The sequence below is a fragment of the Amycolatopsis keratiniphila genome (assembly GCF_000400635.2).
GTDB lineage: Bacteria > Actinomycetota > Actinomycetes > Mycobacteriales > Pseudonocardiaceae > Amycolatopsis > Amycolatopsis keratiniphila.
In genome coordinates this window covers 1,651,889-1,677,875 of sequence record NC_021252.1, presented here as the reverse complement: position 1 = coordinate 1,677,875, position 25,987 = coordinate 1,651,889, and the positions used below count along the sequence as shown (strand labels likewise).

General features: G+C 68.5%; 24 protein-coding genes and 1 tRNA gene. 7 read left to right on the top strand and 18 right to left on the bottom strand.

Translation table 11 applies throughout. The annotated features are described in order from the left end of the window. The first annotated feature begins 52 nt into the window (after positions 1-52). Positions 53-1,234 (top strand): HNH endonuclease signature motif containing protein, encoded by a 1,182-nt coding sequence (locus tag AORI_RS48915; protein ID WP_081809775.1) that lies wholly within the window; start codon positions 53-55, stop codon positions 1,232-1,234. A 73-nt stretch (positions 1,235-1,307) separates the two neighbouring features. Here AORI_RS48915 and AORI_RS48910 read toward each other — a convergent pair whose 3' ends face one another. Further along, positions 1,308-2,447, bottom strand: a complete 1,140-nt coding sequence (locus AORI_RS48910) for a HEAT repeat domain-containing protein (RefSeq protein WP_123798316.1) — start codon at positions 2,445-2,447, stop codon at positions 1,308-1,310. Positions 2,448-2,656: 209 nt separating this feature from the next. Then, positions 2,657-2,830: a hypothetical protein gene (locus AORI_RS84185; RefSeq protein ID WP_228688318.1), complete on the bottom strand. Its 174-nt coding sequence runs from the start codon at positions 2,828-2,830 to the stop codon at positions 2,657-2,659. Positions 2,831-2,833: 3 nt separating this feature from the next. Between AORI_RS84185 and AORI_RS48905 the strand changes: the two genes are divergently transcribed. After that, complete coding sequence (locus AORI_RS48905; RefSeq protein ID WP_016331972.1) at positions 2,834-4,012, top strand: M28 family metallopeptidase; 1,179 nt, start codon at positions 2,834-2,836, stop codon at positions 4,010-4,012. A gap of 21 nt (positions 4,013-4,033) precedes the next feature. Continuing rightward, positions 4,034-4,642, top strand: a complete 609-nt coding sequence (locus tag AORI_RS48900) for a maleylpyruvate isomerase mycothiol-dependent enzyme family protein (RefSeq protein ID WP_016331971.1) — start codon at positions 4,034-4,036, stop codon at positions 4,640-4,642. Here the strand turns inward: AORI_RS48900 and AORI_RS48895 are convergent. Continuing rightward, positions 4,629-5,327 (bottom strand): class I SAM-dependent methyltransferase, encoded by a 699-nt coding sequence (locus tag AORI_RS48895; RefSeq protein ID WP_043847954.1) that lies wholly within the window; start codon positions 5,325-5,327, stop codon positions 4,629-4,631. The two genes, AORI_RS48900 and AORI_RS48895, sit on opposite strands and share 14 nt — an antisense overlap. A 175-nt stretch (positions 5,328-5,502) precedes the next feature. Between AORI_RS48895 and AORI_RS48890 the strand changes: the two genes are divergently transcribed. Together AORI_RS48890 and AORI_RS48885 are read left to right on the top strand one after the other, a co-directional pair. Next, positions 5,503-5,757 carry a hypothetical protein gene (locus AORI_RS48890; RefSeq protein ID WP_016331969.1) on the top strand — a complete coding sequence of 85 codons (255 nt, stop codon included), beginning with the start codon at positions 5,503-5,505 and terminating at the stop codon, positions 5,755-5,757. A 45-nt stretch (positions 5,758-5,802) separates the two neighbouring features. Next, complete coding sequence (locus AORI_RS48885) at positions 5,803-6,597, top strand: LmeA family phospholipid-binding protein (RefSeq protein WP_016331968.1); 795 nt, start codon at positions 5,803-5,805, stop codon at positions 6,595-6,597. Between the two features lie 42 nt (positions 6,598-6,639). Here AORI_RS48885 and AORI_RS48880 read toward each other — a convergent pair whose 3' ends face one another. From AORI_RS48880 to AORI_RS48840, 9 genes are all read right to left on the bottom strand, one after another. Continuing rightward, complete coding sequence (locus AORI_RS48880) at positions 6,640-7,743, bottom strand: peptidase inhibitor family I36 protein (RefSeq protein WP_016331967.1); 1,104 nt, start codon at positions 7,741-7,743, stop codon at positions 6,640-6,642. Positions 7,744-7,874: 131 nt separating this feature from the next. After that, positions 7,875-8,450, bottom strand: coding sequence for a hypothetical protein (locus AORI_RS48875; protein ID WP_016331966.1), 576 nt, complete (start codon positions 8,448-8,450; stop codon positions 7,875-7,877). After that, positions 8,447-10,069, bottom strand: coding sequence for a VWA domain-containing protein (locus tag AORI_RS48870; RefSeq protein WP_016331965.1), 1,623 nt, complete (start codon positions 10,067-10,069; stop codon positions 8,447-8,449). Before AORI_RS48870 ends, AORI_RS48875 begins: the two co-directional genes overlap by 4 nt. After that, entirely contained in the window at positions 10,066-11,220 is a 1,155-nt protein-coding gene (locus tag AORI_RS48865; protein WP_016331964.1) for a toxic anion resistance protein, read from the bottom strand. The genes AORI_RS48870 and AORI_RS48865 overlap by 4 nt, the downstream gene beginning before the upstream one ends. Next, positions 11,220-12,308, bottom strand: a complete 1,089-nt coding sequence (locus AORI_RS48860) for a hypothetical protein (RefSeq protein WP_016331963.1) — start codon at positions 12,306-12,308, stop codon at positions 11,220-11,222. The genes AORI_RS48865 and AORI_RS48860 overlap by 1 nt, the downstream gene beginning before the upstream one ends. Positions 12,309-12,447: 139 nt before the next feature. Next, on the bottom strand, positions 12,448-13,869 hold the full coding sequence (locus tag AORI_RS48855) for an ATP-binding protein (RefSeq protein WP_016331962.1): 1,422 nt from the start codon (positions 13,867-13,869) through the stop codon (positions 12,448-12,450). After that, positions 13,866-15,521 (bottom strand): NAD(P)/FAD-dependent oxidoreductase, encoded by a 1,656-nt coding sequence (locus AORI_RS48850; protein WP_016331961.1) that lies wholly within the window; start codon positions 15,519-15,521, stop codon positions 13,866-13,868. The genes AORI_RS48855 and AORI_RS48850 overlap by 4 nt, the downstream gene beginning before the upstream one ends. 38 nt (positions 15,522-15,559) lie before the next feature. Continuing rightward, positions 15,560-16,114, bottom strand: a complete 555-nt coding sequence (locus AORI_RS48845; RefSeq protein WP_016331960.1) for an HdeD family acid-resistance protein — start codon at positions 16,112-16,114, stop codon at positions 15,560-15,562. Between the two features lie 102 nt (positions 16,115-16,216). Continuing rightward, entirely contained in the window at positions 16,217-18,370 is a 2,154-nt protein-coding gene (locus tag AORI_RS48840; RefSeq protein WP_043847953.1) for an RICIN domain-containing protein, read from the bottom strand. Positions 18,371-18,639: 269 nt separating this feature from the next. Between AORI_RS48840 and AORI_RS48835 the strand changes: the two genes are divergently transcribed. Continuing rightward, positions 18,640-18,712: transfer RNA gene (locus AORI_RS48835), tRNA-Ala, on the top strand. Between the two features lie 41 nt (positions 18,713-18,753). Here AORI_RS48835 and AORI_RS83240 read toward each other — a convergent pair. The 6 genes from AORI_RS83240 to AORI_RS48810 are packed head-to-tail and all read right to left on the bottom strand — an operon-like array spanning position 18,754 to position 25,045. Then, complete coding sequence (locus tag AORI_RS83240) at positions 18,754-18,999, bottom strand: hypothetical protein (protein WP_123798312.1); 246 nt, start codon at positions 18,997-18,999, stop codon at positions 18,754-18,756. A gap of 14 nt (positions 19,000-19,013) precedes the next feature. Next, the gene (locus AORI_RS48830; protein WP_016331958.1) at positions 19,014-19,970 is read right to left on the bottom strand and encodes a PDR/VanB family oxidoreductase; all 957 of its coding nucleotides are present in this window, start codon (positions 19,968-19,970) and stop codon (positions 19,014-19,016) included. 8 nt (positions 19,971-19,978) lie between these two features. Further along, a complete protein-coding gene (locus tag AORI_RS48825; RefSeq protein ID WP_016331957.1) occupies positions 19,979-21,940 on the bottom strand; it encodes an acetoacetate--CoA ligase in 1,962 nt (653 codons plus the stop codon). Then, positions 21,916-22,899 (bottom strand): fumarylacetoacetate hydrolase family protein, encoded by a 984-nt coding sequence (locus tag AORI_RS48820; RefSeq protein WP_016331956.1) that lies wholly within the window; start codon positions 22,897-22,899, stop codon positions 21,916-21,918. Before AORI_RS48820 ends, AORI_RS48825 begins: the two co-directional genes overlap by 25 nt. Further along, positions 22,896-23,840, bottom strand: coding sequence for an MBL fold metallo-hydrolase (locus AORI_RS48815; protein WP_043847952.1), 945 nt, complete (start codon positions 23,838-23,840; stop codon positions 22,896-22,898). Before AORI_RS48815 ends, AORI_RS48820 begins: the two co-directional genes overlap by 4 nt. Continuing rightward, positions 23,840-25,045 (bottom strand): cytochrome P450, encoded by a 1,206-nt coding sequence (locus tag AORI_RS48810; protein WP_228688317.1) that lies wholly within the window; start codon positions 25,043-25,045, stop codon positions 23,840-23,842. Before AORI_RS48810 ends, AORI_RS48815 begins: the two co-directional genes overlap by 1 nt. A gap of 107 nt (positions 25,046-25,152) precedes the next feature. Here AORI_RS48810 and AORI_RS48805 point away from each other — a divergent pair, with 107 nt between their 5' ends. Continuing rightward, the gene (locus tag AORI_RS48805; protein ID WP_016331953.1) at positions 25,153-25,770 is read left to right on the top strand and encodes a TetR/AcrR family transcriptional regulator; all 618 of its coding nucleotides are present in this window, start codon (positions 25,153-25,155) and stop codon (positions 25,768-25,770) included. Positions 25,771-25,987 lie beyond the last annotated feature (217 nt).

Here is a 25,987-nt window from a genome sequence, read left to right as displayed (position 1 = left end):
CCGATCACGATCTCGGCCCAATTCGAACGTGAGTTCGAGTATGATCATGGGCATGACCACAACTCTCGCTTATAACCCGAAAGCCGCTCGCTTTCTTGACGCCGCGTTCGACGAAGAGCTTTCCCTTCGCCGGACGCAGGGACGTCAGGTGCGGGCGTTAGCCGACTTCGCCGCTCGCGGCGGGTCCCGAAGATCCGTGACCGAGGAGGTCGCCCTGCGCTTCTCGGTCACCCGCAATCACGCGTTCCTGCTCGTCGAGACTTCCTGCGCCCTGGTCGCCCGCCTGCCGAACACGCTGGCGGCGTTGGAGCGTGGTGATATCGACCTGTACAAGGCTTCCAAGGTCATGCAGCTGACACGAGAAGTGTCGGACGAAGTCGCGGCGCAGGTCGACGCCTGGATGGCAAAACGTTTCGCCGATCGTGATCCCGGAGCGATCCGGGGTTCGGTGAGACACGCCGTGCAGAAATTCGATCCCGCCGGCTATCGCGAACGAGCCGCCAGGAAACGCGCGTTGCGCCATATCTCGTTGGAACACGACGACGAGACCATGTCCACACTTTCCGGCCATCTTCCCACGGAAGTCGCCAGTTCCATCTACGCCTCGATGAGCCGCGCCGCGCGATCCCGGCGGAACAAGGACAAATCCCGGACGCTCGACCAGCATCGCGCCGATATCTTCGCCGAACGACTGCTGGCCGAGAACGGCCGGGGCAAGCCGCGGGCCCACATCCATGTCTATGTCGACTTCCTGACACTCGTCGGCGCGCGCGACGATCCCGCGACACTTGCCGGGTACGGCCCCATCCCCGACTGGCTGGTCCGCGAAATCGCCTCCGACCCCTCGTCCACCTGGTCTCGGCTGATCACCGACTCCGCCACGGGCCAACTGCTCGAGGCGGGCGGCGACAAGTACCGGTCACCGGCGTCCTTGGCCCGCTTGATCAAGGCGAGGGATCGCGAGTGCACCCAACCGGGCTGTCACCTGCCGGCCGAGTTCTCCGAGATCGACCATATCGTCGCGCGGGCTCGCAACGGGAAGACCAATCACCACAACTGCCATATCCACTGCAAGAACCACAACCTGCTCAAAGAGGAACCCGGGTGGTCGGCCGTGCCCACCGGTGACGGCGGCATGATCATTACCACGCCGAGCGGCCATACCTACGAGACAGCACCCGAGCCGTTCCACGAACCGCGCACAGGTACCGAGGACGACGAACCGCAGACCTGAGCACGGAAACGGATGGCGGCGGAGGTTCCCCACAGGACCATCCAAGGCCTTCGGCACCTGGTGACAACAAACATCAAGCCCGTGTTCCCAATGCCTTCAAGGCCGCCCTGACCACCCGACGGGAAGGATCCTCAAGCATCGAACTCATCGAATCGACCGGAACGGCGTCCAGAATCCGAAGTGCCCCAACGGCTTGCGCCCGCACGCCGGCCGCAGGATGGCTCAGCAACGGATACAGCAGCCGCCCGTCCTGTTGCCGCCCCGACTCGGCAAGCCCCGCGATGGTGCCCAAGGAAGGGTTCGCAGCGGAAACGGCCGACCGGTACCAGCCGACAGCGTCGACGCCCGTACGCCGGGCAGCATCCCGTGCGAGCGCACGGATCAGCGTGGAACGGTCGTCCAGCAGACCGACGATTTCGTTCCAGTGGCCGAGGCGAGCGAGTCCGGTCAGCGCGCTGATCCGTACCTCGCCGTACCGGCAGGCGGCCAGCTTGCGCAGGACGTCCACGCGGCCGGTCCACACGGCCTCGCGGGCGGCGGCCTCACCGGCTCGGGCACGAAGACTCTTGTCGGAATTCGTGAGGGCAACCCGGACCATCTCGTCGAGTTTGAGATCGCCACGCCGGGTTCTGGCCTCGAACGCGAATCTCGGCACCACGGAGGTGACCGAGCACATCAACTGGTCGAGCACCGCCACAGGAGCGTCATAAGCAGCCGCATACAACTGCTGCACGCCGAAGCCGCCACGACGACGGCGCCGCAGGTGAAGCATCGTTTCGGCGGCTGGCCGCAAATACGTCGCCGGATCGTCGTGGAGCAGCCGGACGACTCCCATGCGGGCGACATCACGGACCGGAGACGCCCAATCCGTCATGCGCACCAGCAGAAACGGAAGCATCTCCGGGCGCGGACTCGCCAGCAACTTCGTGACCGCGAACTCCCGGACCCGACCGTTACCGTGTGACGCGGCGATCGCCGTCGTCAACGGCCCGGCCCCACGTCCCGTGAGTCGTAGACCGACGTCGACCAGGGCCCGCTGAGACCGGCAGTACACGTGGAGAGTCGTGACGAGCGTCGGTGTCTCGGTGATCGTCTCGAAGGCGGCCTTGATTTCGGCGGCGTCGCCGGACTTGTCGACGCGCATGAGCGCATCGATGAGTACGCCGACGCGATGTCCCCTGCTCTCCAGAGTTTCCTGGAGAGCCTCGGCCACGGACTTCCTTCTCTCGAAGATCACACGGCGATCTTCCCGAATCCGCCGCCCATCGCGCTCATCCTTTTCGCGGGTAGACGCCCGACCACAAGGCGCGTAGGAACAGGAGAATGGCTGAGGAAAGGTCCAGACGAGTTTTCCTGTCCACGTCGGCCGCGCTCTCGGCGGCCGCCCTGTCATCAACGGCCCTATCATCAACGGCACTGTCATCAACGGCTCTCGCGCCGACCGCCGGCGCCGAGGTCCCGACCAATGACGAAAAGCCCGGTGAACGCCTCACCCCACAACGACCCGACGCCGAACTTCGAGCGATCCTCCGGGAGATAGACGAACACCGCATCGAAGCCAACGTACGCAGGCTCGCTGCTTTCGGAACCCGGCACACGTTGTCCTCGCAGACCGACCCCGTCCGAGGGATCGGCGCCGCCCGCGACTGGATCCTCGCGGAGATGACGAAATCCGCGGAGCGGTCGGGCGGCCGGATGACGGTCCAGGCACAGTCGTATCTGCAGCAGCCCGCTCCACCCCGGATCCCGGTCGCGACCACCATCACCAACGTCGTCGCCACCCTGCGCGGCTCCACCACCCCGGAACGGGTCTACGTCGTGTCAGGCCACTACGACTCGCGTTGTTCGGATCCGCTCGACGCGACGAAGGATGCGCCGGGCGCCGACGACGACGCCTCCGGAGTGGCCGTCGCGATGGAACTCGCCCGGGTGCTCGCCACTCGCCGTCCGGCCGCGACCATCGTGTTCGCCGCGGTCGCCGGTGAGGAGCAGGGCCTGTTCGGCGCACGGCACATGGCCACGCTGTTCAAGACGGCCGGCACGAACGTGCAGGCGATGTTCACCAACGACATCGTCGGTTCCAGCCGGGCGGACGACGGCACGCGGGACCCACGCACGATCCGGTTGTTCGCCGAGGGCGTGCCGACATCGGAAACCCCGGCGCAGGCCGACATCCGGCGCGCGGTCGGCGGGGAGAACGATTCGCCCTCCCGCCAGCTGGCGCGGTTCGTGCGCTCGGTCGCAAAGAACGAAGCGACCGGAATGACCGTACGGGTCATCCACCGGCGCGACCGCTACCTCCGGGGCGGCGACCACATCCCCTTCCTGGAGCAGGGATATCCGGCCGCGCGGTTCACCGAACCGCATGAGGACTACGCGCATCAGCACCAGGACGTCCGGGTGGAGAACGGCAAGCGATTCGGCGATCTGCCCGAGTTCTGCGACTTCCCGTTCATCGCCAGGGTCGCCCGGGTGAACGCCGCGACGATGTGGTCGCTGGCGACCGCGCCCGGTACCCCCGAAGACGTCCGGATCCGGACGAACCGGCTGACGAACGAGACGGATCTGGTGTGGCGGCGCGGGACAGACCCGGATCTCGCCGGTTACGAGGTCGTCTGGCGGGAGACGACGGCGGCCGACTGGACGCACGTCGTCAGGGTCGGCGACACGACCGAGGCTAAGGTGGATCTGTCGAAGGACAACGTGTTCTTCGGTGTCCGCGCGGTCGGGAAGAACGGCCACCGCGGTCCGGTCGCGTTTCCGACGCCCTTGAGTTGAGGTCGCTGAGCTGATGCCACGATGACGGTCACCCCCGGCGACCTCGACGCCGCGATCACGAGCGTGGTCGGTGAACTGCGCCAGGCGTCGGGCCGTGACTGGTCGGCGGCGCCGGGCACCGGCGACCTGAACGCCTGGCGCACGGCCGAACACCTCGGCGACTGCCTCATCTCCTACGCCGGCCTGCTGATCGCGCGGCCGTCGACACCGCGTTTCGTCTGCTTCGAATCCGTCGCCGACCAGGCCGCGACCCCGTCGGAGATGCTGGAGTTCGTCACGGTCGCCAGCGGCATCCTGGGCGCCACGCTCCGCACGGTGGCCCCGGACGTCCGCGCGTACCACCCGAGCGGCCGTGCCGACCTCGAAGGTTTCGCCGGAATGGGCTGTGTCGAAGTCCTGGTCCACGGCGAAGACATGGCCAGGGGCCTCCAAGTCACTCTCGATCCGCCGCGCGACGTCTGTTCGCGCGTGCTCGCGCGGATGTTCCCGGAAGTGGACGTCGCCGGCGTCGATCCCTGGACGGCGTTGCTGTGGGCGACGGACCGCATGGAGCTACCGGGGCGGCCGTCGCGCGCCGGGTGGCAATGGCGAGGCGCACCGCTCGACGATCCACCGTTCAGCGAGGCCTGAAGGCCACCACAGCGGCTTGGGCGCCGTCCCGCCACGCCACGGCGGGCTCGTCGACCGGCCCGGCCTGCAAGGCCCGCAGATGCCAGGCGGCGGGCGGGTGCCATTCCGCCGAAGACGAATCGCCGAACAGCCGGGCCCGTTCCACCACGGCCGGGCCCAGCACCGGATCCGCCGCGACCTGATCCCACCAAGCGTCCCAGGAGCCGTCGTCGCTCGCGGACGCCACGGCTTCCGTCTCCGGCATGTCGTCCACATTGGCCACGAATCCACCCGCCCGCACCAGTCCGGCGAGTTCGGCGTACAACGCGGTCAACCGGTCCGGCGGCAGGTAGTGCAACGCCATGATCGCCAGCACGGCGTCGTAGCCGCTGTACGGCAGCAAGCCCCTCCAGCCGGGATCACGCAGATCGGCCCGGACCACCTCGACAGACGACGGCAGCGACGCCCCGGCGATCGCCAGCATCACCGGGTCGAGATCGACCAGCGTGACCTCCGCCTCGGGAAACCGCGCGAGCAGCCGAGAACAGAGCGTGCCCGTGCCACCACCCACGTCCAGCACCCGCGGCGCCCGGCCGTCACAGCGCGCCGTGATCAGGTCGATCGTCCGCTCGATCGCCTGCTCACGTCCCGGCTGGTACCTCGCCATGAGACGTTCCCAGCTGTCGTTCCAGTCCCCAGAAGTCATACAGGTAATGATAATCGATATCACTAGATGAGCACTGCGTCGCGGACCGTCCCCAGGCAGTAGCCGAGGTACGGCCGATCGGCGCAACTTGGCCTCTGACGCGTTTGCCGCCACGGAGCCCGGGAACTTTTCCGGTATGTCCAGATGGCGAACCACCAGTAGGAGCAACACCGCCGTGCGCGTCATCACCGGCATCGGCGCGCTGTTCGCTTTCATCGAGCTGCTGTACATGGTGATGGTGCTCGCGGGAGCCAACGCGGGCAACGGCTTCTTCATCTTCATCCAAGCGCTGGCGAGGCCGTTGGCGTTGTTCTGGCCGGGCCTCTTCCCGGTGAGTGACCCGAATCTCGCGGTCATCCTCGACTACGGTCTGGCCGCGGCGTTCTGGGTGATCCTGGCGGGCGTGATCGCCCGTTTCGCGGCCCGCTGACCCCCTGCGGCGGCGATCGGCGTCCCGTTCGGCGACACTGGACGGATGAGCGACGGCAGATGGTTCGACCTGAACCCGCTTCCCGAGCTGTTCGGCCTGGCCGCCGCCGGGCGGGCGCTGTTGCCGAACGTGCCCGTGACCCCGGCCGCGATCCTGAAGACCGTGACCGAGCAGCTGGTCGGGCGTAGGCTCACGGCCAAGGTGGACGGGCACGACGTCGGCCTCACCCTGACCGGGCTCGACTACCAGGCCGACAGCCTGAGCCTGGCCGCCACCGGCCGGGTCGGCGACGTCCGCATCGTCGTCGAGGACGTCGACTGGCCGGAAACCCCGCTGGAACGCATCACCGTGCTGGCGTCCAACGTCCGCCTTCGCTCGCTCCCCTCCCCTGCCGCCATCCCGGAGCAGGTGAAGATGGCGATCCGGGTAGCACCGGAAGTCCTCCAGGCACGCGTGGCGGAGGTCCGGCCGGGCATCATCGTGACCCCCGGCGAGGACGGGCATTTCCACATCCGCTGGGAAAAGCGGCCCCACTGGGGTCACCTCGCCCTGGAGTCCACTGTGGAGCACGACGCCGTCGTCCTCCGGCCGATGTCCGTCCACATCGGACGCCACCGGTTCGGCCCGCCGTCCCGGCTCAAACCGATCGTGCTGCCGCTACCGGAGCTCCCGCAAGGGATCCGGCTCACCGCGGTCGAGGCGCACGACGGTCACCTGGTCCTGCACGCGCTGGCCGAGGAATGGCCGGAGAAGCTGTCCACCATCCCGCTCGGCGACCTGCTGGGCTGGGTGACGACGGCCGTGGCCACGTTGACCCTGCCGCGGCTCGGCGGACGTTGACCGGCGATGGCCCTCGCCGCGGTGACGAGGGCCATCATCGGGTCAGCTGTGCAACGGGCCCTGCGCGACGCGCACCGCGGGTGCGGCAGGCTTCGCGACAGCCGCGGCGGTTTCCGCCTCCGCGAGGGCGGACGACCGCACGAGACCGGTCTTCTTGCCGCACACCCTCTTCTTCTCGTCCGTGGTCATCTTCTTGCCGACGGTCCTGGTCTGGCCCACGACACCGGGCGCCGGGCCCTCACCGCTGAAGTTCCAGACGTACCACTGGTGGTGGCCCCAGCGGCGCTTGTCGTACCACATGTCGTACGAGCCGTAGCCCACGCGCATCACCGGAGAGCGGTCCAGACCCGCCCAATAGCCCGGATTCACCTCGATCCGGGTCTCCACGTTCTCGCTGGTCTCCCAGCCCCACTCCTGGCCCCACGTGCGCTTGTAGGCGACCGTCCACTGGACGAGGAACTCGAAGCCCGCGCTCACGCTGATCTCGTTCGACACCGTGTTCTTCCCGCTGCGGGTGTCCCGCTTGCCGATCACCTGGGTGATCTTGTTGGCGCTGCAGTTGAAGACCGTGTCCACCCGGTTCCACTCGCCGTAGAAGTCCTGGCCGCGCTGGTCGACGTGGGCGTTGCAGGTCTTGGTGGCGCGGCCGCAGTCCTTGAGCAGTTCGGCGCGGGACGGCCCGCGCGAGTACACGACGGAGCTGCCGAGGTCGTTCATGTTCGACCCGTAGTTGGCACTGTCGTTGGCGTACCACTCCTGCGTGGCGCCCTGGTATTCGGCGTGCTCGTACATCGTGATGTAGCAGTTGTAGAAGGTTTTGAACGAGGAGACCTTGTCGTTCATGGAGCCGAGGTAGCCGATGGTCTGGTTCGTCCCCTCGACGCACGGCGATCCGGTGACGGCGACACTGGCGCCGCCGAAGTTCGCGTGTTCGTAGAGCACGCTGATCACTGTCGCGGACGCGCCGACCTCGCCGGCCGACGCCGCGGCGAGGGACTCGCCCACGCTGTCGAAGCACCGGAAAGCTCCGGTGATCGTGTCGGCGACGCAGTGCTCGTCACGTTCCGCGGCGTTCGCCGGGACGACGCAGGCGAGACACATCGCCACAGCGGCCAGGAAGGCCGCCCCGAGTCTGTACTTGTGCACGTCTGAACTCCCTGGGGAAGACGGATTACCGACCATGGTCGGATCGGCGCCACGAGTTCACCACGGGGAAACCGGTTTGCCCATGCAGAACGACCGGCAGACTGTTTTTCGCTTACCACTGAACGGGACTGCTAGGCCGATTCGCCGCGCTCGCGCAGATATCGCGTGTGGTCGGCCTGCTGATGGACGTCGCCGGCATAGAAACGTTCCGCTATCCGGTGCGCTTCGGTCTCCAGCAGTTCCAGTTGCGCGAGGAGTTCGTCGGCCGGCCGTTTGGCGGCGAACCACCACGGCAGATTGAGGTAGGTCTCCACCGAAAGCGGCAGATCCGTTCGCGCCAACCGGGTGACGGCGTGCTGGACGTCCGGGTTCGCCGCCCACCGCTCCGGCCGTGAAAGCAGGTCTTCGAGCACCTCGGCGATCCGCCGCACACCGTCCACAGAGGACCCCGGCATCCGCTGTGCCCGCTCGGTCACCTTGTCCACCAACGATGCGAGGTCGGCCCGCAGCTGCCCGGCCTCGGCGACGGCGTCCGGCGAGACCAGCCGGACCCGCTCGGGCGGCGCGAGCAGGGCGAACACCGCGTACAGCCCGGCGACGACCAGCGGCCACAACCCGCCGACGACGCCGGTCAGGTACAGCGCCAGCCCGATCAGCCCGCCGACGCAGCCCGCGAGGTTCTTCGTGGAGCCGAGGTACCCGATCACTGGTACCCGCGGATTTCCTGAAACACCTTGGGCAGCACGTCGCCTCGCGCGTCGAACACGTTGCCACCGGTGCGTTTCGCGACCTCGCCGAGTTCGGCGGAGTCGCCTTCGCCGAAGATCACGGTGAACACGGGGATCTGCCGCATCGCCTCCGGCAGCGACGGGAACGTCAGCTGGAAGTCCGAGAACTTGGAGCCGTTCGCGTTCTGCCCGTCGGTCATCAGCACGATCGAATTGAAGCGATCGGGGTCGCGCGCGACCAAAGGCCCCATGATGTCGTACGCGCGCCGGAGGCTGTCGTAGATCGCCGTGCCGCCGTTCGCGTCAAGGCCCTCGGCGAAGCGCTTGATCTTCTCCAGCGCGGGTTGTGGATCGCCTTCCGGGACGGTGAACGTCTCAGGGCTGCCGGGCACGGTGTCGAACGGCAGCATCGTGACCTCCTCACGGCTGCGGAACCGGCGGTACCGCCCGGTCAGCGAACCGTCGGCACCGGTCAGCCCGATCAGCGCGGCGCGCAGCGACTCGATCCGGTCCCCCGCCATGGACCCGGAGGTGTCGAGCACGTACAGCGTCCGCGACGGCCGCCGGATCTTGTCGAAGTAGGCGCCCAGCAACGCGTCCACCGCCTGCTGCGTCGCGGGGAACGGCAGTTCGACGAGGTCCTTCTGCGCGAACTGCTGCCCCAGCTGAACCCCCGGCACAACCGGACGGCGTTGCGTGGTCTCCATGATCTTGCGCTGGGTGTCCGGCGTCCGCAGCCGCTCGGCGAGCTTGCGGTGTGCGTCCCGCGCGTCGGAATTCGCGCTCTGCAACAACGTCAGCGGGTAGTCAGCGGTCACGACACCGTCGGAGGGATACACCAGCGTCAGCGGTTCGGGGAGTTTCCCGCTAGCGTTCATCGACAGCAGGACGGACTCGTAGTTGATCAGGCCGTCGACCTTCTTGCCGGGATCCTGGCCGCTCGCCCGTCGTTGGTAGGCCTCGGAAAGCCAGCCCGACGAGCCCGCGGACATCGCCTGCGCGCTGAAGAACTCGGTCAGTTTCGGGGTGACGGAAGCGATCTGCTGCGCGTCGATCGCGTTGCCCGCCCCCGCGAGCGCCGACGCCACGCCGACGAGCGCCGAGAAACCCGAGTTCGACGCGGACGGGTCGGTCATGCCGTAGGTGAAGGCCTTCTTCCCGGCCTGTTCGGCGATTTCGCCCCAGCCCACCGGCCTGCCGGTCCAGCCGAGCCGTTGCGCCGACGACGCGGACAGCCCGAGCACCACCGGCGAGCTCATGATCTTCACCTGCTCGCCCAGCCGTTTCGCGGCCTCCGGAACCGCCGCCGGATACCGGTTCGACGAGAACCAGACGGCGTCGTACTGGCCGTCCGCCTTGCCGTTCGCCAGCGACTCGGTGCCCTCCAGCGTCCCGGTGAACTGGAATTTGACCTGGACGCCCGTCGCCGCCGCCTCCTGCTCCAGCAGCGGCTGCAGGTCGGCCAGTTCGCTGCCCGCGAGCACCCGCAAAGTGCCGGCTTCGGCCTCCCCCAGTCCCGTCCCGCCTTCGCTCGAATCGCAGGAAACCAGTGACAGCGCGCAGATCGCCGCCACCGTGAGCCCAGCCCAGCGTTTCACGATGCCCCCTCGGCCGCCGCCGTCTCGTGAGACCGGCGCAGATGGTCTTCGGCCCGCCGGATCTCCCCGGACAGCGCCTCCACGGTCGCCGCCATCGTCGACACGGCCCCCGCCTTGAACTCGTCGATCGCGTCGATGCTCCGGTAGATCCGCTCGAACGACTCGCGGATCGTCGCCACCGCCACCGCCGGATCGCTGCCCGCGCGCTGGATCTCGGCGCTGCGCAGTTCCAGCATTTCCGCGTTGGCCCTGATCAGCCCGTCGGTGGTCGCCTGCACGGCCTGGATCTCGTCGAGCACGTCGCGCTGCCCGGCGAGCGCCCCGCTCACCACCAGCGCGACCCGCAACGCCGCGACCGTGGTCGACACCGCCCGCTCGATCCCGCGGATCAGCTCGTCGTTGTTGCGCCGCACCAGATCCAGCGCCAGGTAACCCTGCGCGCTGACGGCGAGCTGGGTCAGCAGATCCTGATGCCGCTGCCGGATCGGATGCAGCGCGTCCGCCCGCAATGCCTTGGCCCGCATGGGATCGGTGAAGTCGAAGATCCCGGCTTGACGATCGACGGCCGTGTCGACGGCTTCGGCGAACGCGGCCGCTTCCGACAGCTTGCCGAGCGTCGCCCACAGACGTTCTCGCTCACCCTTGAGCGCGGCGTTGTCCCGTCGCAGGAGGTCTTGCCGCGCACGCAGGTCCAGCACGAGCGCGTTCACCGGCTCGTTGGCCGCGCGATAGCGGTCCAGTGCCTTCTTCGCGCTGCCCGCGACCGGGATGAGTCCCATCAGCTTCCGGCCCGTGATCGGCAGCTTCGCCGGGTCGATCTCCGCCACGGCCCGCCGGAGCCCGGCCAGGCTCACCGTCGCCTGGTGTTGCGGCGACCCGATTTCCGTGAGCGCCCGCGTCGACCGGTCCAGCAGCGCACCGGCGACGGTCGCGGCCGCACGCATGTCGGACTCGCCGACCGCGAGCAGTTCGTCCAGGACGCGCGTGAAATCCGGCGAGCGGACGTCGAGCGCTTCGAGACGCCGAGCGAACCCCTCCGCGCGCTTCGCGATCTCAGCGTGGACCTCCGGCGCCAGGGTGACCAGGCCGGCGGCCCGCTCGGCCGGGATCGCCTCCACCGGTTCGGGTGGAGTGAGCGTGAAATCGTCCATCAGTACTGCTTCTTCACCGCGTCGAGCAGCCGCTCCAGCGTTTCGTACGACGGCGGCTCGACGGCGTCCACCAGGTCCGCGGGCACCGGCGCCTTGGCCGCGGCGACGACGTCGGCGAACAGGCGCGGGTCCCCGGTGCGGAAACCGAAGGTGGCGGCGAGTTTCCCCAGTTCCGGGTCGGTCGCGAGCAGCCTGCCGACCTGGTCGCCGTTCGGTTTCAGCGGCACGAGCGTGTGCTTGGAATACACCGTCGGCGCCGTGTAGAGCAGGCGCATGTCCGGCCGGATCGAACCGTCGGCGCGCACCAGCCTGTCGACGAACTGCGACTCGTAGATCAGTGCCATCGGTGTCTTGCCCATCCCGGCCGCGAGGTAGTCCTCGAACGGGCCTTCGGTGCTGTTTTGCGTGTAGCCCTGGTCGATGAACAGCTTCGACACCGCGGGCAGCACCTTCGCCTCGGCTTCCGGCGTGCTGACGACGTTGTTCCCGTTGGCGACGAACGAGACGATCGACAGGTACATCGCCGCCGAGTTCGATTCGCGCGGGTCCGTGGTCGTGACCAGCACGTTCTTGCGCGCGGGGAACGCGGTGTTGCCGGGAAGCTGGTCCCAGCGCGTGCCGTTCTGCGCGGCTTCGAGGTATTTCGCGATGTCGAGCACCTGGTACTCGCCGGCGCCCTTGCGCACGATCCCGTTGGCGCTCAGGAGGTTCACGATCGGCTCGAAGGTCGCGACGGCCATCGGCGACTGGAACGGCGTGTGCACGCCGGTCACCTGATGGTCGCGCTGGATCCGCTGCGCGGCGGGCGACGAGGACGGGAACGCGAACTCGTACTTCCCGAGGTCCATGCTCGCGATCTGCCGCGAGCCCGCGGTGTCCACCTCGACCTTAAGCCCGTGCTTGGCGAACGCGTCCGCCACCCGCTTGTCGGAGAAGAAGGCCAGCTTCTCCGAACCGATGACCCCGCGTACGGTGGTCAGATCCGTTCCCTGCGCGGTGTTCTCGTCACCGTCCCGGCCCCAGACGATCACCGCGGCCACGGCCAGCAGCAGCACCACGGCCAGACCGATCGACAGACGGCGTTTCACCGGCCAACCCCCTCGTTCACAGGCTCGATCTTTCAGCCCGTACGACTCTTTTGACGCGCGGGCGAGCCATTTCGAAGTGAACGATCGATGAACGGGAGCCGTCGGTAGTTTCTGGCGAAACCTTGGGGGATAAGGGAAATCAGATCACGGACTGCTCCGAGACCGGCAGGCATACGGTGAACCGCGTGTCACCCGGCGCCGATTCGACCCGCAGGTCGCCCTGATGCCGTTCGACGACGATCCGCCAGGAGATGTCCAGGCCGAGGCCGGTCCCCTGCCCCACCGGTTTCGTGGTGAAGAACGGCTCGAAGATCCGCTGCCGCACCTCCGCCGGGATACCGGGCCCGGTATCGCCGATCTCGACGTGCACGTGGTCGTCCACCCTGGACGTCCGCAGGGTCAGCGTGCCCTCGGCCCCCATGGCGCCGAGCGCGTTGTCGATCACGTTCGTCCACACCTGGTTCAGCTCGCCCGCGTACGCCGGGATCCTCGGGATCGCGTGGTCGTACTCCTTCACGACGCGGATCCCGGGCGCGATCTTGCCCGCCAGCATCACGAGGGTCGAGTCGAGGCCTTCGTGGACGTCGATCCACTGGTGCGGGGCGCGGTCCATCTGCGAGTACTGCTTGGCCTTGCCGACCAGCACCGAGATCCGGGTGGTCGAATCCTCGATCTCGCCCATCAGCATCTCGGTCTCGAGCGCGTACGCGAGCCAGCGGACGGCACCGTCGAGGAAGGTCTCGCCGACCGCGTCGAGCAACCGGTCGAGATCCGGCACCGTCAGCCCGGCGCGGACGTAGATGTCGGCGAGATCCCAGCCCTGGTCGATGCCGTGGTCGTCGAACCAGTCGCCGATCTCGTCCTCGCGGTCGGCCTGCTGCATCGCGGTCAGCTTCGGCGCCGACGCGACCTGTTTGACCAGCTGTTCCTGGATGTCGAGCAGCTGCTCCAGCAGTGTCGGGTCGACGTTCTTCTTCGCCAGCATCGCGAGCTTGTGCCGCATCCCGGCGACGCGCTCCCGCAGCGACGCCGTCGCGCGGACGGCGGCGGCCGCCGGATTGTTGAGCTCGTGGGTCAGCCCGGCGGACAGCTCGCCGAGGGCCAGCAGCCGCCGCCGCGAACCGATGACGGTGTCGCTGTTGCGCCAGCCGAGGTACATGCCCTCCAGCAGATGCGTCGCCATCGGGAACCAGCGGCGGAACTCGGTGGCGAACTCGGCCGCGGGCAGGGTCAGGAAGGTGAGGTCGCTGACCGCGTGCACCGAAGCGCCGTAGGTGTGTTCGGTCTCTTGGTGCACGAAGAACTGCGTCGCGCCGCAGTACGCGCCACGCTGATCGGACCGGATCGTCTCGACCTCGGTGCCGCCGACGAGCCGCGTCATCCGCAGCGCGCCCGACAGCAGGAGGTAGAAGCAGGTGGCCGGTTCGCCCTCGCGCATGACCGTGGTGCCGCCGGTGTACTGCTCCAGCACGGCGTGCTCGTCGATCCAGTCGAGCTGCTCTTCGCTGAGGTGCTCGAAGAGGAAGAGCCCGCGCAGTTCTTCCCTGGGCAGAACGCTCATTGCTCCTCCAAGTACCGGTGGACCAGGGTGACCGCCATGGCGCCTTCGCCGACGGCCGACGCGACACGCTTCACCGACGCGGCCCGGACGTCGCCCGCCACGAACACGCCCGGGATGGACGACTCCAGGTAGTGCGGGTCGCGGTCCAGCGGCCAGCCCGGCGGCGGGCCGCCGTCGGTGAGCAGATCGGGCCCGGTGCGCACGAAACCGTGGTCGTCCCGCTGGATCTCCGTGCCGAGCCAGTCGGTGCGCGGGGCGGCGCCGATGAAGATGAACAGGTGCCCGGTGGGCACGGTCTCGGTCGCGCCGCCGTTCTCACACAGCGTCAGCCGTTCGAGGTGATCGTCGCCGTGCGCCTCGACCACGGTGGTGCGGGTGCGGACGTGGATGTTCTCGATCCCGGCGATCTGCTCGATCAGGTAATGCGACATCGACGCTTCGAGCGACTGGCCGCGGACGAGGATGGTGACGTCGGCGGCGTGCTTGGAGAAGAACACGGCCGCCTGCCCCGCCGAGTTCGCGCCGCCGACGATGTAGACGTGCTCGCCCTTGCACTCGGGCGCCTCGGTCGCGGCCGAGCCGTAGTACACGCCGCGGCCTGCGAGCTCGGCGACGCCGGGCGCCTCCAGTGCCCGGTAGGTGACGCCGCTGGCCAGCACCACGGAATGCGCGGAGATCTCGGTGCCGTCGCCGAACATGACCACTCGGGCGGAACCGCGGGCCTCCAGGCCGACGACGTCGCGGGCGGTGAGCACTTCGGCGCCGAACTTGAGTGCCTGCCGCCGCGCGCGGTCGGTGAGCTGGGCGCCGGAAACGCCGTCCGGGAAGCCGAGGTAGTTCTCGATCCGGGAGCTGGTGCCCGCCTGTCCGCCGGTCGCCTTGCGCTCGACGATGACCGTGCGCAGGCCCTCGGACGCGCCGTACACGGCCGCTCCGAGCCCGGCTGGCCCGCCGCCGATCACGATCAGGTCGTAGAAGTCCTGGGTGGGCCGGGTGGAGAGGCCGACGGCGTCGGCGAGTTCCGGCCCCGACGGCTGACGCAGCACCGTGCCGCCCGGGGTGACCAGCACCGGGATGTCGTGCGGCGCCGCGTCCGCCGCCTCGAGGATCCGGCGGCCCTCGTCGTCGTCGACGGAGTACCAGCGGTACGGCACGGCGTTGCGCGCCAGGAAGTCGCGCAGGTGGAACGACGGCGAGGAGTACCGGTGGCCGATGAGCTTGATCTCGTCGACCGGCCGCTCCCCCACCGCGCGCCACGTCTCCACCAGCGCGTCGACGACCGGATAGAGCTTCTCCTCCGGCGGGTCCCACGGCTTGAGCAGGTAATGGTCGACGTCGACGACGTTGATCGCCTGGATCGCGGCGTCGGTGTCGGCGTAGGCGGTCAGCAGCGCGCGGCGCGCGTTCGGGAACAGGTCCATCGCCTTCTCGAGGAAGACGATGCCGTCCATCTGCGGCATCCGGTAGTCGGCGAGGATCGCGGCCACGGCGTCGCCGCGCAGCTTGATCTCGCGCAACGCGTCGAGGGCGTCGGCGCCGGAATCGGCCCGGATGATCCGGTAGTCCTTTCCGTACCTTCGGCGCAGGTCACGGGCGACCGAGCGGGATACGGCGGGATCGTCGTCGACGGTCAACAGGATCGGCTGGCTCACCGGATCAGCCTAAGCCCTCTTGCCGAGCCCCTAGCCCTTCAGGCTCGGGTGAGTTTCCGCAGCCGGAAGGCCAGCACGAGCAGCATCACGCCGTACAGCAGGGCGTAGATCCCGACCAGGAGGGCGATCCCGTACGCGCCGGCGATCGGGTTGAACACGATCACGATGCCCGCGATCAGGGAGAGCGCGCCCGCCGCGATGAGGAACGCCTCGCCCTCGATCTGCTTGCGCAGCCGGATCGCCGCGACGATCTCGACGATACCGGTGAAGATCGCCCAGAAACCGACCAGAAGGGCCAGCACCAGCACGGTGATCCCCGGCCAGATCAAGACGAGGACACCGGCGATGATCCCGAACGCGCCGAGGACTCCGTACGCGGCGCGATGAGCGGCGTCGCCCGGCCGGAAGGCCTGCATGATGCCGCCGATGCCGTCGAAGATGGCGTAAATGCCGTAGAGGATCGCGAGAGCCAGCACGGTCGTTCCCGGCCAGATCAACGCGAGAATGCCGAACAGGATGGCGAAAACCCCGCGCACGGCGGCGAGCGGCCAGGCCAGGCGGGGTTCGACGACGGTGAGACCGACGAGAGGCATGTCCCGAGTATCGGAGCGCCTGTGCGGCGGCGCGCGGCACGCCACCCGTTGGGGTGAGGCCGGTGCGCGCCGCGACCGCCATCACGGCGCGCACCGGGGTCATCAGGGATAAGCGACCAGGTTGGCCACGTTCGATCCCGAATTGGCCGGTCCACCGCGGTCGTTGATCACCCGGGCGATGGTCCCGTTCCCGCCGAGGGAGACGGCGACCATGCTGCGGAACCGGACGTTCGCGTTGTTCGGCACCTCGATCGCGCGATCCGCCACCACACTCGGATTCACGTTGAAGAAGCAGTAGCTGCCGAGCCCGTACGCCTCGTGGTTCGTCACCGAGTTCGCCACCTTGTAGGCCGCGAAACCCCGCGTCGAGCCGTTCATCCAGGCGGCCTGATTCGGTGGGTCGTAAGGCATTTCGTTCTGGTAGAAGTACGTCCGGCCCCGTTCGCCGTTCCAGATCGTCTGGTACTTCTGGTAATGCTCGACGAACAGGCCGTACATCGTGACGTCGTCGCCGTTGACGATCAGGCCCGTGTCCGCGGTGTTGGTGTTCCATCCGACCCCGCTGCCGTGGTCGGCGCGCCAGATCCACAGGTGGTCGCCGATGACGTCGTCGCTGTTGACCACCAGGCTGTTCGTGGCCTTGCCGACGCCCGCCCCGCCGATGCGGAAGAACACGTCGTGCAGCGAAGTCGGGTTCGCCGCGTGGTCCTGCGCGGAGTTCGCCGGGCCGACCTCCATCAGCGTGTTCGAGTTCGTGGTGCCCGCGTCGATCAGCACGCCGGCGATCTTGACGCCGTCGACGTCGGCCACCGTCATCGCCGTGATGCCGTTGTCCGGGATCAGCGTGGCCAGGCCGAGGCCGAGCACGACGGTGTCCGGCCGGGTGACGCGCAGCGTCTCGTTGAGGTGGTAGACACCCGGCGTGATCAGGAGGTCCTTGCCTTCGGCGAGGGCCGCGTTGAGCTGCGAGGCCGTCGTGCCGGGCTTCGCGATGAAGAACCGGCTGATCGGCAGCGAAGACCCCGGCTGGCCGGCGCCCCAGGTGATCCCGGAGGCGTTGGTGCGCTTGGCAGGCACGAAGACCTGGTACGCGCCCGCGGCGTCGACGTAGAGGAACGGCTTCTCCCGCACGACCGGCGTCGTGTTCACCGTGGTGTACGGCGGATTGGGGAAACTCGTCGACGGCGCGCCGCCGACTCCCGCGAACACCATGTTCCAGTTGGAGCCGCTCCAGCTCCCGAACTGCGAATTGCGCGAGATCCACTGCTGCTGCGAGCCGGACCGCACCTGGCCGTCGACCTTCACGTCGGACATCCAGCCGCCGCTGGACCAGCCGCCGTCGTCGAGCTGCAGGTTGCCGCGGACATGCATGCGGCGGTACGGCGCGGCCTGCGAAACGGCCCATCGATCGGTACCGCCGGCCGGGTTGACGGACAGGTTTTCCGCGCCACGCCAGAAGTTCTGCGTCGCGTTGCCCTGGAACCAGTCGGCCTCCGCGTGCACCGCACCGTTGATCGTCACGTTGTCGGGAGACAGGCCGAGTCCCAGCACCTGCGTGTAGAACCCGACGTTCACATCGACGTTGTACGAGCCGGGCTTGAACAGCAGCGCCTTCCGGTTCGAGCCGAACTGGCTGGTCTCCTGCTGCGAGAACACGCTGTTCACTTGCGACTGGATCGCCGACTGCGACATCCCCGGATCGAAGAGGAGCACGTTCGGCCCGAGGTCGGGGTTCGCGGTGCCGGAGACCGGGGTGAGCCGGAAGGACTGGGCGCCGGTGCCGTTGCAGGCGTACTGCTGGAGCTGGGTGCTGTCCTGGGTCGAGAGACCGGGGATGTCCAGGCACTTGCCACTGTTGCGGCTCACGAAGTGATACGCCCCACCCGATTCCTCGACCGGCCGCCACTGCTGGTTGTTCCCGCCGCCGTAGGCCCACAGGTGGATCAGCCCACCGTCGGCCGTCGACACCTCGGCGACGTCCCACACCTGCGCCGGGGCGTTGCGCGTGTTGACCCGGTAGTAGCCGTCCGAGGTGGGCTGGAACTGCCACTGCTGGGAAAAGGTCTGGTTGCAGGCGTACTGCTGGACGACCGTCCCGTTCGCCGTCCCGGCGGCGCGGGCGTCCACGCATTTCCCGCCGGTGGTCGACACGGTGTACCAGGTATCGGGCACGATGGCCGCCTGCGCCGCCGGAGCCGCCACCAAAAGCGCTCCGACCAGGGAAAACAGGGCTATCAGGGCTGCTCTGGCCCTCATCAGGATCTCCTCCGCGTCATTCGGGCAGGGCGAGCTGAGGCGGAGCCCAGTGGAGACGCGGCGTAGCGGGCGGGGACCTCGGCGTCACGATGGTCGAAAACGTAACCGCGGTCACACGCGGAGTCAATACACGACTAAAAATAAGCTGCAAAAATGCAGGTCAGAGAGGTTTGCGCCGTCCGTGGCCGCATAGAGTGACCCCCGCGTGAACCGCCTTCGCGGGCGGTGTAATGTATGGACACACGAGATGCGGAGAACAAATCCGCTCCGGGGCTATGGCGCAGCTGGTAGCGCACCTCACTGGCAGTGAGGGGGTCAGGGGTTCGAGTCCCCTTAGCTCCACAGTACGAAAACCCTCCCGAATCAGCGGAAGCTTCCGCAGGTCAGGGAGGGTTTTCTCGTTTAACCGATGATCTTCTGTGATCACCTGAAGATCCACTGCGGATCGATTCAGGAACCCCTGATGGAGGATTTCTGGAGGATCGATCTTGCTGTTCTACCTGCTCGATGATCAGCAGCAGGCGCCAGGCCATGCAGCTGCGGCTGTCCTCACGGCCGCCAAGCACGGTGACGACCGGGGCGAGCTTGCCGGCGGAGTCGGCGCCGAAGACGAGCGGACCTATCAGCACGCACACGAAACTCCCTACAAATCGAGGATCAGGCGGGGCGAGCGAGCGCGGGACACGCAGATCATCATGCATGAGCCCGCCTGGCGTTCCTGGTCGGTCAATACCGAGTCGCGGTGGTCGGGGGCGCCGTCGAGGACTGGTGTCTCGCAGACCCCGCAGGTGCCTTCTTCGCAGTTGTAGACGACCGGAATCCCGGCCTCCTCGGCGACCGCGATGATCGAGCGGTCTGGCGGGATCGTGAGCGTCACGCCGGACTGCGCGAATTCCACGTCGAACTCGGTCGTCGGGCCGTCGAGCGCTCCCTCCGCCGGGGAGAACCTCTCCACGTGCAGTGACCCCTTCGGCCAGGGGGCGCAGTGCGCTTCCACGGCCTTCAGCAGTGGCTCAGGGCCGCAGCAGTAGACAGCCGTGTCCGGGGTGGGCTCTGCGAGCAGGCTCGCCAGGTCGAGCAGTCCGTACTCGTCCTGCGGACGTAGGGACACCCGCTCTCCCCCGGTTGCCACGAGTTCTTCGGTGAACGCCATCGACGCGGCGGTGCGCCCGCCGTAGAGCAGCGTCCAGTCCGCACCCGCGCGCTGCGCGGCCTCGATCATCGGGAGCATCGGCGTGATGCCGATGCCGCCGGCCACGAAGACGTAGCGCTTCGCCTCGATCTGCTCGAAGTTGTTCCGCGGCAGGCTCACCAGGATGGTATCCCCCAACGTCAGTCCATCGTGGACATACGCTGATCCACCGCGGCTGTCCGGCTCACGAAGGACCGCGACCTGGTAGCGGTCGCGCTCGGTGGGTGAAGAGCACAGCGAGTACTGCCTGATCACCGGCGGTTCGCCCAGGTGCAGGTCGACGTGCGCCCCGGACTGCCACGCCGGGAGCTCGCCACGGTCCGGCCGACCCAGCGTGAGCAGGACGACTCCGTCGGCCACGGTCTCCTTGCTGAGCACGACAACTTCGAAGGTCTCGGGAATGGGCATGGCTTTCCTCATCTGGTGCGGCGGCGGTCCTCGCCGGTCTGCCGGTAGAACTCCAGGAGTTCGGGCCGGTCGACGGCGTCCTTCTGGACCGTTGCGGTGAAGCCCCGCAGGATGTTCTTGACCGGTACTTCCAGCTTCTTGCCTGTGCGGGTGTGAGGGATCCCCGGTGCCTCGATCACCTCGTCGGGGACGTGCCGCGGTGACACCCGGTCGCGGACCGCGGCCCACACCGCGGCAGCGAGTTCCTCGTCGAGGTGCCGTCCGCCGGAGAGAGTGACGAACATCGGCATCCAGTAGCCTCCGTCGGGCTCCTCGATGCCGACCACCAGCGCCTCATCGACCTCGGGAAGGTCCTCGACCGCCTGGCAGATGTCGGCGCTGCCCATGCGGATGCCGTGCCGGTTGAGCGTGGCGTCCGAGCGGCCGTGCACGATCACCGATCCGCGGCCGGTCACGGTCACCCAGTCGCCATGCCGCCACACCCCGGGGAATTCCTCGAAGTAGGCGCCGCGGTAGCGGCTGCCGTCCGGGTCGTTCCAGAAGCGGAGCGGCATCGACGGCATCGGTGAGGTGACGACCAGCTCCCCCACCGCGTCGGTCAGCGGCTTCCGGTCAGGAGACCAGGCTTGGAGATCGACCCCCAGACAGCGGACGGCGATCTCCCCGGCCCGGATGGGCGCCGTGAGCGCGAAGCCGGCGAACCCGCTGACCACGTCCGTCCCGCCGGTGGTGGACCCGACCAGGACCTCCGGGCCGAGTTCCTCGGCCGCCCACTGGTGCAACGGGGCGGTGAGCACGGATCCCGTGCAGCCGACCACCCGCAGGGCCGGGAGATCGAAGTCCGCGGCGGGGTGCAGCCCCGCGTCGCGAGAGGCGCTCAGATAGCCGGGGCTGAGGCCGAGGTGCGTGACCCCGCCGCGCTCGGCGACCTGCCAGAGCGCGCGCACCGTCGGCGCGCCGTCGAAACAGTGGACGGTCGCTCCCCGGAGCAGCCCGCCCATCCGGAGGTTCCACATCATCCAGTTCAGCGTCGTGTACCAGAAGAACTGGTCCCCTGGCCGGACTTCCAGATGCAGGCTCAGGGTCTTGAGGTGCTCGACGACAACGCCGGCGTGGCTGTGCACGATGCCCTTCGGGGGGCCGGTCGTTCCCGAGGTGAACAGCACCCACAGCGGATGCTCCGCGAGTACCGGTACCGGCTCCACGCGTTGTGCGGGTGGAGAGACGGCCTGCGCCCAAGCGAGGGTGGTCACGTCCGTCGCGTGACCGTCGCCGACGAGCACGGTCGCACGCAGAGTCGGCAATCCCTCCCGCAGCTTCCGCACGTCGGTGGTGCGGTCGATCCACTGCCCCCGATGGTGGTGGCCCGAGGCGGCGACGAGGACAGCCGGGTCCAGCTGGGCGAGGCGGGCTCGAGCGGCGTCCCCGGCCAGGTCTGTACCGCAGCCGCCCCAGACCGCCCCCAGGCTCGCCGTGGCCAGGAAGGCCACGATCGACTCGGGGCGGTCGGGCAAATACCCGACCACCCGGTCGCCCGCGCGGACCCCCAACCCGGCGAGGGTGGCGGCGAGGCCGCTCACCTGCGCCTCCAGCTCCGCCCAGGTCAGGGTCTGGCTGATCCCGGTTTCGTCGTGGCCCACGACCGCCACTCCGGTGCGCGGGGTCCGGAACACCTGGGCGGCGTAGTTGAGGCGCCCGCCAGGGAACCAGCGGGTTTCCGGCATGGGGGCACCATCGGTGACCGCGTCAGGCTGGGTGTCCCAAGCCATTTCGCAGAACTCGGCCACGGCGCTCCAGAACTCGGTCGTGTCGTCGACCGACCACCGCCACAGCTCCTCGTAGGACGCGCCGGGTGGCGGGCCGCCCCGCCTCCCTGCGAAGCGGGCAAACGCGGTGATCGTCGCCTCGGCGGCCGCCTGGGCTGTCGGTGTCCAGACCTCGGCGCTCACGACGACCCCGCGGTGTTCCACGGGCGCGCACGTCGCCGCTGCTCCACCCGGGCCCTCGGCACGGCCACCGGCTCGGCCCCGGCGACGATCGGGTTCGACACCGAACCGATGCCCTCGACGACCAGCGTCACGACATCGCCCGGCCGCAGCGGCGGGGGCTCCTCGCTGTCCGTGTGGGCCCAGTATTCGAGCAGGCAGCCGGCCCCGCAGGTCCCCGAGGCGAGCACATCACCGGGCACCAGCTCCGCGCCGCGCGAGGCGAACGCGACCATCTCCTCGAACGACCAGGACATGTTGGCCGAGTTGTCCCCGCCCGCGGGCAGCGCGGCACCGTTGAGCTCCGCGTGCATCTCCAGCGCCAGCCGGCCGTCGCGGCGGTAGGGCGCGAGCTCGTCGGCGGTGACGATCCACGGCCCGAGGGTGTTGGCGAAGTCCTTCCCCTTCACCGGCCCCATGCCGACCGGGACCACCGGCGACATCAGGTCCCGCGCGGACCAGTCGTTGAACAGGGTGTACCCGGCTATGTGCTCGGCCGCCTGCTCCGGGCTCAAGTCCTTGCCGGGCTTACCGATGACGGCGGCAAGCTCCAGCTCGAAGTCCAGCAGCCGGCACCCCGGCGGCACCGCGACCGGGTCGTCGGGTCCCATCACCGCATTGGTGTTGGAGAAGTAAAACAGGGGCTGGTCGTACCAGGCGGGGTGAGGTGCCGGCGCGCCGAGCAGCTTCAGGCTGCCTTCCAGGTGCTCCTCGAAGGTGAGGAAGTCCCGCAGCGTCCTGGGCTGCACGGGCACGAGCAGCCGCACCTCGGACAGTGGGCGTGGCTCGCCCTCCGTGGCGCGTTGGACGAACTCCGCGCGCTGTGCTGGGGTCGCGGCGAGCAGCTCGGACATGTCGGTGTCCGCGGCGAGCGGCTGTACCTGGTCGCCGTCGACGATGCCCACCCTGGTCGTTCCCTCGATCTGGATTCGCGCGATCTTCATGCCGGCTCTCCGAGTTCGAAGGCGGCGATCCGGCTGAACTGCTCCAGCCGGTCCGCGCGCGGCCTGTCCGGATCGAGCTCCTCGTAGACGTTGAGCACATTGGCCGCGATCCGTCCCTGCTCGGACATCGCCGCGAACCGGCCGAGGTTCATCGACGCGACGGCCTGTTCGACGCTGAGCCCTTCCTCGAACCGCTTGGTCGCTTCGACCTCCACGAACGCGAGGTAGTCCCGGACCAGCCGGACGCCGTCCTTGTCGGTGAGCGGGCCGTGCCCGGGCACGATCGCGGTGAGTTCGAGGTCGAGGATCCGGTCGCAGGCGGCGATGCACCGCGAGACCGGTCCTGCCCACACGAGCGGAGCACCACCGACGAAGAGGATGTCCCCGGTGTAGACGACCTTCGCGTCCGGCACGTGGACCAGCACATCGCCGGGCGTGTGTGCCGGACCGACCTGAATGAGCCGCACCTGGCGCCCGCCGACGTCGAGGTCGAGCTCGCCGGCGAAGGTGCGGGTGGGCGGGGCCGGGGTGATCCCGGTCAGGTTGAAGCGGCCGCCGACCGAGTGGATGAACTGGCCGACGCGGTCCCCGCGGTTGTGCAGGGAGGCCATTTCGGACACCGCGCGCGGGGTCATCAGCTCCGCCGCCGCCTCCGACGCGACGATCTCCACATCGGGCCCGGCGACCAGCTGGTTGCCGAACCAGTGGTCGCCGTCGGAGTGGGTGTTGACCAGGGTCCGGATCGGATGGCTCGCGGTCAGCGGGCGGTAAGCGTCGAGCATCTCCGCGGTGTGCGGGAGGTCGTAGAGCGTGTCCACCAGGAGTGACACCCCCGCGCCGCGCACCAGCCCGGTATTGCTCTCCCCCCAGCCGCCGTCGGGCAGCAGCCAGGCGTGGCAGTCGCCGCCCAGGTCATGGGGTCCCTTCGAGTACCCGCTCATCACGCCACTCCCGGGGCCGGTACCAGCCGCACCGGCAAGGAGTCGAACTTGCGCATGGTCTGGCTGGGGCTGCGCACCGGCTCGCCGGTGCGCTCGAACCGCAGCACCCGGCGGGTGAGCTCGGTCAGCATCGACGTGGCCTCCAGCCGCGCCAGCGGCGAGCCGAGGCACAGGTGGATCGACGTCCCGAACGACAGGTGCGTGCGGGCGTTCTCCCGGGTCACGTCCAGCCGGTCGGGATCGGGGAACTGCCGAGGATCGCGGTTCGCCGAGGCAAGTACGGCACACACCGCGGCACTGGCCGGGATCGTGGTTCCGCCGATCTCGGTCTCGGCACGCGTGCGGCGGTAGAAGATGCGGAAGGGAGCCTCGAAGCGCAGCAGCTCCTCGACTGCGTTCGGGATCAGGTCGGGCCGGGCGCGCAGCAGCTCCCACTGGTCGGGGTGCTCGATGAACGCTCCGATCGCGTTGCCCAGCATCGCGCCGGTCGAGTCGATGCCCGCCAGCCAGATGGAGGCGAGGGTCATCAGCCGTTCCGAGCCGTCGGCTTCGAGCCCCCTGTTCGCGCCTCCGGACTCAGTGATCAGCCGGCCGAGGCAGTGCGCCGGCAGGCCGGGAACGCCTACCTCGGTCAGCCAGTTCAGTGCTTCGATCAGCAGCTCGGAGTGGCGCGCGCTCGCCGCCGGTTCCTGCGCGCGGACGACCGCGTCGCTCCAGTCAGCCAGCGTCTGGGCGCTCGGCGGGGTGAGCCCGGTCAGCAGTTCCATGGCCTTGTCGGGCATCGGCTGGGCCACCGCCTGGACGGCGTCGATCTCGCCGAGCGCGACGGCTTTCTCGGCGATCGATTTCGCGGCGGCCTCGATCGCGGGCCGCAGCTGCTCGATCGGGCCCTTGGTGAACGCCGGCTGGACCGCCCGGCGGATGCGGGTGTGCACCGGCGGGTCGTTCTCGATCAGCGGATACCGTTCGAGCCGGTCGCCGACCCCCTCGTAGGTGACCCCGTCGCCGGAGACGAACTCCTTGTGATTGCGCAGCACACCTGATGCCTCGGCGTAGCCGGGCACCAGCCAGATCTCGCGCTCCGGATCGAAGAGCACCGGTCCCAGCTCGCGCAGTTTCGCGTAGTGCGCGTACGGATCGAGCAGCGCTTCCGGCTGGTAGAGGTCGAGGTCACTGGGCCGCATCGAGGACGTTATGTTGGACATGGTCACTCCCTTGTGACGAGTTTTGCACTCGAGTGCAGTCACTGCGCGAGGGATGCTTGCACTCGGGTGCAGTTGATGTCAAGCATCGGGAAGGGGCGAGAGCGGCGGTGACACCCACTGAACAGGCCGCAGCGGGCCGGCGCGCTCCGGCCACCCGTGATCTGCTCTACGAGGCTGCGACGGCCTTGTTCGTGGAGCGTGGCTACGAGGACACCACAATGGCGGACATCGCCCAGCGGGCAGGCACCTCGCGCCGCACGGCGTTCAACCACTTCCCCAGCAAGGGCGACATCCCGATGTTGTGGACGCGGCGGATGGCGGACCGCGCCGTGGAGGTGATCACCGAGGCCACGGAGGAAGCGGTGCCGGAACGGGTCCGCGCCTACTTTCGGCTGATCAGCCGTATGGTGGAGGCGGAGCCCGAGCTGAGTAGGCAGATGATGCTCGGCTGGACCGCGGCGGGCGGCCCCATCCGTTACGAGTCACAGTTGCTGGCCGACCTGACACCTCTGCTCAGAAATGGCCAGGAACGCGGAGAAGTCGATCCGGGGGTGGACGTTGCCGAGGCGGCACGCACCCTCAGCGACGTCTACGCGGGAGTGATCTTCCGCTGGGTACGGGACCCGGACACGTCCCGGACACTGCAGACGACGGCGGACAGCGCGATCGACCTCGTCCTGTCGGCCATCCGGGCGGGCGGCAGGACGCCGAGCGCGTGGCGGTGAAGGCTGCGGAACAGGTCCAGCCCGCCCTGCTCGACCGCAACCGGCTCAGCGATCCTCGTACCCCCATGGCTGACCTCGAAGTCGCCACCGCACATCGGCATGAGCGGACGCCGTCGACACGGCATGCACAGGCAGACTGAACATTGCGAGCAGTGGTCCGCCGACTCCGAGAGTGGCGCCCACAGGAGCCAGGTTTCGAGCCCACGGCGAAGTGGAG